At 21.7% G+C, this 8,402-nt stretch carries 5 protein-coding genes and 1 pseudogene; 5 read left to right on the forward strand and 1 reads right to left on the reverse strand.

The features are described 5' to 3' along the window. Positions 1-80: 80 nt before the first annotated feature. Complete coding sequence (gene rpmE, locus T403_RS0103725) at positions 81-290, reverse strand: 50S ribosomal protein L31 (protein ID WP_033161478.1); 210 nt, start codon at positions 288-290, stop codon at positions 81-83. A gap of 134 nt (positions 291-424) precedes the next feature. On the opposite strand from rpmE, the gene T403_RS0103730 reads away from it, so the two are divergent. The 5 genes and pseudogenes from T403_RS0103730 to T403_RS0103750 form a co-directional block, all read left to right on the forward strand. Continuing rightward, positions 425-1,390 carry an ECF transporter S component gene (locus tag T403_RS0103730; RefSeq protein WP_033161479.1) on the forward strand — a complete coding sequence of 322 codons (966 nt, stop codon included), beginning with the start codon at positions 425-427 and terminating at the stop codon, positions 1,388-1,390. An 18-nt stretch (positions 1,391-1,408) separates the two neighbouring features. Further along, positions 1,409-3,661 (forward strand): hypothetical protein, encoded by a 2,253-nt coding sequence (locus tag T403_RS0103735; protein ID WP_033161480.1) that lies wholly within the window; start codon positions 1,409-1,411, stop codon positions 3,659-3,661. Then, on the forward strand, positions 3,645-6,131 hold the full coding sequence (locus T403_RS0103740; protein WP_408631974.1) for a valine--tRNA ligase: 2,487 nt from the start codon (positions 3,645-3,647) through the stop codon (positions 6,129-6,131). Before T403_RS0103735 ends, T403_RS0103740 begins: the two co-directional genes overlap by 17 nt. After that, a complete protein-coding gene (gene uvrB, locus T403_RS0103745; protein WP_051619158.1) occupies positions 6,124-8,106 on the forward strand; it encodes an excinuclease ABC subunit UvrB in 1,983 nt (660 codons plus the stop codon). Before T403_RS0103740 ends, uvrB begins: the two co-directional genes overlap by 8 nt. A gap of 81 nt (positions 8,107-8,187) precedes the next feature. Continuing rightward, positions 8,188-8,402, forward strand: a pseudogene (locus T403_RS0103750) (DNA (cytosine-5-)-methyltransferase); the annotation flags it as partial.

Consider the following 8,402-nt stretch of genomic DNA (forward strand, 5'->3'; position numbering starts at 1 on the left):
TTTTTTTTTTTTTTAAAAAAAAAAAAAAAAGAAAAAACACCAAATGATGTTTTATAAATTTTATATTATTAAAAATAAATTTACTTTTTAGCTTGAGCAGCTCTTTTGTTGAATCTTTCTATTCTTCCAGTAGCTCTTGCTTTTGATCTATCACCAGTATAAAAAGCATGGCAACCTGAACAAACATCGATTGTAGCTTTTTCCACTGTTGAACCAAACTCAAAACTACTTGAACAAGTTGAACAATTAACGGTTATTGTTTGATATTTAGGATGAATATTTTTTTTCATTTTATACCTTTCACATGAAATATTTATTTCATATTTTTATTAATTTAAAAAATATTTTAACACATAAAATAAAAAAAACACATTTTAATTTTAAAAATAAAACTATTTTTTAATATTTAGAGTAAAATATACATATGCAATTATGAAATAATAGAAATATAGCTTTTGTTGCAGTCTTTATATCGATATCTACAATAATGCTTTTATTAGGGATAAGACTTTTTCCTATCGCTGTTTTGCCTTCTTTAAGATTTTCAATTGTAGGATTGCCTATTAAAATAACTGGTTTCATATTTGGTCCAATTATAGGATTTTTAACTGGCTTTTTAACTGATTTAGTTAGCTTTTGATTTGCGCCAACTTCCTTTTCACCTTATTATACTATAGCCTTAGCTTTAAACGGATTTATTCCTGGGATAGTATCTTGAATTTTTTTAGTGTTTTTAAAGAAAAATATAACCAAAAAAATTCTTGAAAAAAATTTAATTAAAAGAGAAGAAAATATAAAATTAAAAATTGAAAAATTAGAAAACATAAAATTTGATTATTCACAAAATAAACTTAGAATAATTAATAAAAAAATTTTAAAACTTAAAAAGAAATTAAGCAAACCTGTTGAAAAACATGTTGAAAAAAATTTACAAAACTTATATTTAATTAGTTGTGTAATTATTTTAACAATATTATTTTTTATACTTTTTTTATATTTAAATTCATTAAATATTTCATTTTTTGAAAAAATAAATGAAAAAATCAAATTTATAAAAGGTAAAATTGATTTTATGTTGTTTATTTCAATGGGAACATTAAGTATGATTGCTTTTGTTATAGTATCAAGATTTATAAAATTTTTCCAAAAAAAAGAAAGATTTTTAACCATGGTACCTATTGTGGTCTTTTCAGCAATTCTAGAACCTATAGCTTCATCGCTTTTATCATTAGGAGATGTAAATTCAAAACAGTTCGATAGTTTTGAAACGGCTATTATTGCTCATTTCTCCATCTCCCCTATCAAAATTTGAATTAATTTATTTATTATTTATTTAACAAGTTTAGTAGTAATTCCGATTGTTAAAAATAAAACCAAAAATACATATTAAATTTGGTAAGAGGTTTGAATGAATGGAAATAAAATTTTAACATTTTTAGATGTATCATTTAAAGATAAATTAAAACAAATAAATTTTAGTTTAAAAAAAGGTAATGATTTAATTATTTATTCTTCAGATGATTCACTTCCTTTTGCTTTTAAAGAATTATTAATTTTAAAAAATAAAAATTATAATGGTAGTATTTTTGTAGGTGACAAACTTTTAAAAAAAAATAATAAAGATTTTTTATTAGATACTAAAATTTTATCTGTTTTTAGTAGAAAAAACAATACTAGTTATTATTCAAAATGTCTTTACGATGTTTTGAAATTTTCTTTTATAAATAATAATTATACATTTGAAATTTTTAATGATTTTTTAAAAGATTGAAAAAGTGTTAGTGAAGAATATGAATATGATATTAAACAAGATGAAATTAGTGATTTAATAAAATTTACAAATTTAAAAATTAAATATTTTGAAGAATTTTTAAATTCTGAATATTTAAAAAATTTTTTTAAAAATCAATCAAAAATAATAAATGATATTGAAAATTATTTAGAAATAAAAATTAATTTTTTAAAAAAAATTTTAAACGTTAACACAATTTTTGAAATTAAAAAATATGAAAATTACTTAAAATATCAGAATAAATTTAGAAATAATGAAGGTAAAATTCATGAATTAAAAATTAAAAGTCTAGAAATTAAAGAAAAAATTGATAATTTCTCAGAAACAAGCGATTATAACAAAATAGTTAATAAAAAAACATCTATTATTCAAGACTTAACTAAAAATATTTCAAAGTTAAAAAAGATTTTAAGTAATGGTTATGATAACTATGAATTTTATAAATTTTTAGTTAAAAATTTCAATTCCAAAATAGTTTTAGCTAAAAAAGAATTAAAAAATGAATATAAAAATAAAAATCAGGAAGCTATTTATAAAGCAAAAGTTAATTTATTAGTCAAAATTAAAACTAAAAAAATATTCAAAAAATATAAAAAATATTATAAATATATAGGTAATAATCTTTTAAATAGATTTTATGTTTCGTTATCTAAATTTGAATATAAAATGTTTAATGATGTTTATTTTTTATTTAAAAGAAAAAAACATTTAAATTCTAGAAGTTATAATTTTTTCTCTTTTGAAAATAGTTTTAAAAATGATAAAACACATATTTTTAACATTATAAAATACAAAAATCAAAAAAACTATAATGATTTAAATGAAAAGTTAAAAACATTATCTTTAAAATTAAGTAAAGCAAAAAGAATTAATACTAATAATTTTTCAAAAAAAATAAATAATTATACTTTGCTAAATTTAAAGAATCAATTTTATAAATACAATGCAGATTATAACTGAGCTAAAAATCAAAATAATGAAAAAATTAAAAAACAAATTGAAGAAAATACTAAAATAATTTTTGAAATTGAAAAAAAATTAGTCAACTATATGTATAAAGCTACTAAATTAGATAAAGAATTATTTTTGAATATTAAAAAAGATTATAATTTTTTATCTGAAGAAAAACAAAGAGATATAGAGCAAAAAATTAAAAATATAAAAAATTTAACTCAGTTACAATCAACTATATATAAATTTTATGATTTTATTTATGATAACCATTTAGATGAAGAAAACACTATCATAAAAATTATTTATAAAAAAGAAATGAAAGATTTATTAAATAAAATTAATTTATCTACAGAAAAACTTTGACAATCTTATAGTGAGTTTACATTAGAAGAAAAAATCAATTTAGAAATAGCTAAATATTCATTATATAAACCAAAAATTTCATTATTAAATCTGGAATTAACTTTATTTGATGAAACATATATTGATAAATTAATTGAATTAAAAGATCCAAATTCTTCACTTATAATTTTTAGTCAACATTTTATTGATGCTAAAAAAATAAAAAATTATTTATTTATTGAAAAAGGAAAAATTATTGAATCATCTTTTGATAATAATAATTTAAAATTTGAAAGTAAATTTGCACAAAGTTTTGTTCAAAATAAAGAATTTAATTTAAATTTACTCTATACAATAACCGATAAGGAATATGAAGAAATATATAAAAGTAGAAAAAATACTAAAATCAATAATTCAACAATTTATACATCAGAAAGCGATTTAGTATTATTGAATGTAACTTATGAAAGAAATAGCGAATTAAACGATAAAAATGATAATGATATAATCAATATTGATGATGAATTAATTATTGATAAAACATTAGTAAAGGAAATTAATGAAAACAATTAATTATAAAATTATTGAAAAAAATAGAAATGATAAATGGATTAAAAATAAATATTTTTCATCTCATGATTTAAGTAAAAAACCATTTACAATAATTTTACCTCCTCCTAACGTAACAGGTAAACTTCATTTAGGACATGCTTGAAATTCATATATTCAAGATGTTATTATTAGATATAAAAAACTTAAAGGTTACGATGTTTTATTTTTGCCCGCTGTAGATCACGCAGGGATAGCAACGCAAATTAAAGTTGAACAAAGACTTCAATCAGAAAATATTTCTAAATTTGATTTAGGACGTGAAAAATTTGTTGAACAAATTTGAAAATGAAAAGATGAATACTATTTTATTATAAAATCACAATGAAATTCTCTAGGTTTAGCTCTTGATTATAGTAGTGAAAGATTTACTTTAGATGAACTATCGAATAAAGCTGTTTCTAAAGTTTTTATCGATTTTTACAATAAAAATTTAATTTACAAAGCTAAAAAAGCGGTAAATTGAGATCCTAAGCAAAAAACCACTTTATCAAATATGGAAGTTATTAATAAAGCAATTGAACAAAAAATGTATTACTTAAAATATAAATTAGTTAATGACAATGTAAACGATAAAGAAGAAAATTTAATTGTTGCAACAACAAGAATTGAAACAATTCCTTCTGATGTTGCTTTGTGTGTTAATCCGAAAGATGCAAGATATAAACATTTAATTGGCAAAAATGTTATCCACCCTTTTACAAAAAAAACTATTCCTATTATAAGTGATGAATATATTGATGTTGATTTTGGTTCTGGAATAATGAAAGTATCAGCACATTCAGCTATTGATATCGATATTATTAATAAGAACAAATTAGAAATAAAAGAATCAATAAATAAAGATGGAAAAATGAATTCATTAGCTTTAGAATTTGAAAATTTAGATCGTTTTGAAGCTAGAACTAAAATTTATGAAAAATTAAAAAATGAAAATTTAATTGATAAAGTTGAAAATGTTATTTCAAATGTTGGTTTTTCAGAAAGAACAAATGAAATTATTGAAATTTTAGTTTTCGATCAATGATTTGTTGATATGAAACCATTAAGTGAAAAAGTAAAAAATCATTTAAATTCCAAAAAAGCAGTTAATTTCTTTCCAAAAAGATTTAAAAATGTTCTTGAAAAATGATTGGAAAAAGTACATGATTGAAATATTTCTAGACAACTATGATGAGGGCATAGAATTCCTGCGTGATATAAAAATAATGAATTAAAAGTGCAAATCGAATCTCCTGGCGAAGGTTGAAAACAAGAAACAGATGTATTAGATACATGATTCTCTTCAGGTCTTGCACCTTTTTCATTTTTAGGTTGACCTAAAAATGAACAAAAACTCAACCATTATTTTCCAACAAATCTACTTGTTACAGGGTGAGATATTATTTTTTTCTGAGTATTAAGAATGTATTTATTTAGCCTTGAAACTTTAGATGAAAAACCTTTTGAACAAGTATTGCTACATGGCCTTATTAGAGATGAAAATGGCCTAAAAATGTCTAAAAGTTTAAATAACGGTATCGACCCTATGGAAGTTATTGAAAAATATGGCTCTGATGTTTTACGGGGATCATTAATTTTTCACTCAAGCCCTGGTCAAGATATAAAATTTTCTAAAAATAAATTAGATTCTTCTTGAGCTTTTAATAATAAAATCTGAAATATTGCAAATTATATAAAACAAATGAAAGATGAAAATAATACTTTACAAGATAAAGATAAATGAATTCTAAATCAAATTTTTAAATTAAATAAAAATATTGATAAATATATGAAAAAATATGAATTCACTTTAATTTATAAAGAAATTTATAAATTTATTTTTGAGGATTTATCATCATGATATATTGAATTTTCTAAAACAGAACAAAATAAAAATCAAGCTTTAGAAATATTTAAAAAAGTTTTAATTATACTTCATCCATTCATTCCTTTTTTAACTGATTATTTATATGAAGATCTTTACAAAGAACAGCTGTTAGAGGCTGAAGAATTAAAATTAAAACAATATAAAAATATTTTATATATCGACCATGTAATTGAAATTGTTCAAAACTTAAGACAATATCGTGAAAAATACGAAATTTCTAAAAAAATAAAATTAGAATATTTTATAGCTAATGCTAATATTGATGCAAAAGCAATTGAAATGATAAATAAATTAATTAACGGTAAATATATTGAAAATAAAACACTACTTTATAAAACAACAAATTTTGATATCTATTTAAATTTAGAAGAAAGTATTCTAGAAAAAATTAATGAAAACAAAGCAAAAGAAATTGAAAAATTAAAATTCGAAATATCTAGAGCTGAAAATTTATTAAATAATCCTAATTTTGTTAAAAAAGCACCAGAAGAAAAAATTAAAGCTGAAAAAGAAAAGCTTAAAAACTATCGAGAAAAATTAGCTTCATATCTTAAAAATGATTAATATGAAATTTAAACTTACAACACAATATAAACCATTAGGAGATCAACCTAAAGCAATAAAAGAATTAGTTACTAATGTTTTAAATAATAAAAAAAAACAAGTATTATTAGGTGTCACCGGAAGTGGGAAAACTTTTACTATAGCAAACGTTATTGCACAATGTGATAGACCAGCTTTAATTTTATCTCACAATAAAACATTAGCATCACAATTATTTAGTGAATTAAAACAGTTTTTTCCTGAGAATAAAGTTGAATATTTTGTTTCTCATTTTGATTATTATAGACCAGAATCATATGTACCTTCAAGAGATTTATATACTGAAAAAAGTAGTAAAACTAATTGAGATTTAGAATCGATGAGAATGGCTTCTATGAATGCTATTTTAACAAGAAGAGATACAATTATAGTTTCTTCTGTTGCCGCTATTTATGGAGCGCTAAATCCTTCAGAATATGAACAATCATTTTTTTATATTGAAAAAAATCAACAAATTGCAAGAAATTTATTTTTTAGACAATTAACTAAAATTGGCTACGAAAGAAATAACATCGATTTGTCCCCTGGTAATTTTAGAGCTATAGGAGATGTAATTGAAATATTTCCAAGTTGAAGTGATGAATTTCTAATCAGGGTTGATTTTTTTGGTGATGAAATTGAAAATATTTCATTAATTGATGTTAATGAAAAAACTTTAATTAAAAAACAAAAAAATTATGTAATTTACCCTGCTTCTTCTTATACAGTTACTAACAACACAATTGAACAAGCAATCAAAACTATCGAAATAGAACTAAAAGAAAGACTAGAATTTTTTGAAAAAAATAATTTACTTCTAGAAAAACAAAGGCTAGAACAAAGAGTAAGGAATGACATAGATTCATTAACGGAATTTGGAAGGTGCCCTGGAATTGAAAATTATGCTAGACACATGGATCAAAGACAAGAAGGAGAAAAACCTTATACATTAATGGATTATTTACCTGAAGACTGTTTAATAATTATTGATGAATCGCACATTAACGTACCACAACTAGTCGCAATGTATAAAGGTGATTATTCTAGAAAGAAAAACTTAGTTGATTATGGTTTTAGATTACCTTCGGCTTTAGATAATAGACCATTAAAATTCGAGGAATTTGAAGAGATTGATAAACAAACTATTTATATTTCTGCAACACCAGGTAAATATGAATTAGATCAAACATTTGGCGAAGTGGTAAGTCAGATAATAAGACCTACTGGGCTTTTAGATCCTGTTATTGAAATAAAGTCAAAAACTAACCAACTAAAAATAATTCTAGAAGAAATAGATAAACAAATAAAACAAAATGAAAGAACTATTATTATTGCTAATACTAAATCTGAAGCTGAAAAAATATCGCAAAATTTAAGATCGAAAAAAATAAAATCTGCATATATTCATTCAGAACATAAAACATTTGAAAGAAATGAAATTTTAAGAAAATTACGTAAAGGCATTTATGATGTAATAGTGGGTATTAATTTATTAAAAGAAGGAATAGACTTGCCAGAAGTTTCGCTTATAATGATTTTAGAAGCTGATGTTGCTAGTTTTAGTAGGAATAAAAATAGCTTAATTCAAATGATTGGTAGAGTAGCTAGAAACGATCATGGAAGAGCCATTTTATTTGCTGATACTATTAATGAACATATAAAAGAAACTATTGAAGATAATAGACAAAAAAGAGAAATGCAAATAGCTTATAATCTTAAAAACAATATAATTCCTAAAACAATAATTAAACCAATTCCTGAAGCTATTGAAAACTTTTTGAATGATGACGATTCAAAAAATAAAATTAATAAAATAATTAAAAATAAAAAAGCATTTGAAAATTACATTAAACAACTTGAAAAAGAAAAACAGTTATTGATCAAAAATGACAAGCTTGAAGAAGCTATTAAATTAAGAGATTATATTTTAGAACTAAAAAGCGAATACAATAAATAGAAGAGATTAATTTTGTTTGTTAAATGATATAATTTTTTGATATTATTAAATTAATTAAAAAATTAGAAAGTTAGTAAATTTATGAAAACATTAAAAGTTTTTGAAACATTTTCAGGAATAGGCGCGCAACATAAAGCGCTTTTAAATTATAAAAAAAAGAATCCTAATTTTAATTTTGAAATTGTTGCTACATGTGATTGAGACATTTATGCAAACATTGCATATGATTCAATTTTTACTAATGAAAACTTAAGCAATCAAGAACAAAGCAACAAGAGAGAGAGAGAGAGAGAGAG

This window comes from Mycoplasma collis ATCC 35278 (assembly GCF_000701825.1).
Classification (GTDB): domain Bacteria; phylum Bacillota_I; class Bacilli_A; order Mycoplasmatales; family Metamycoplasmataceae; genus Mesomycoplasma_A; species Mesomycoplasma_A collis.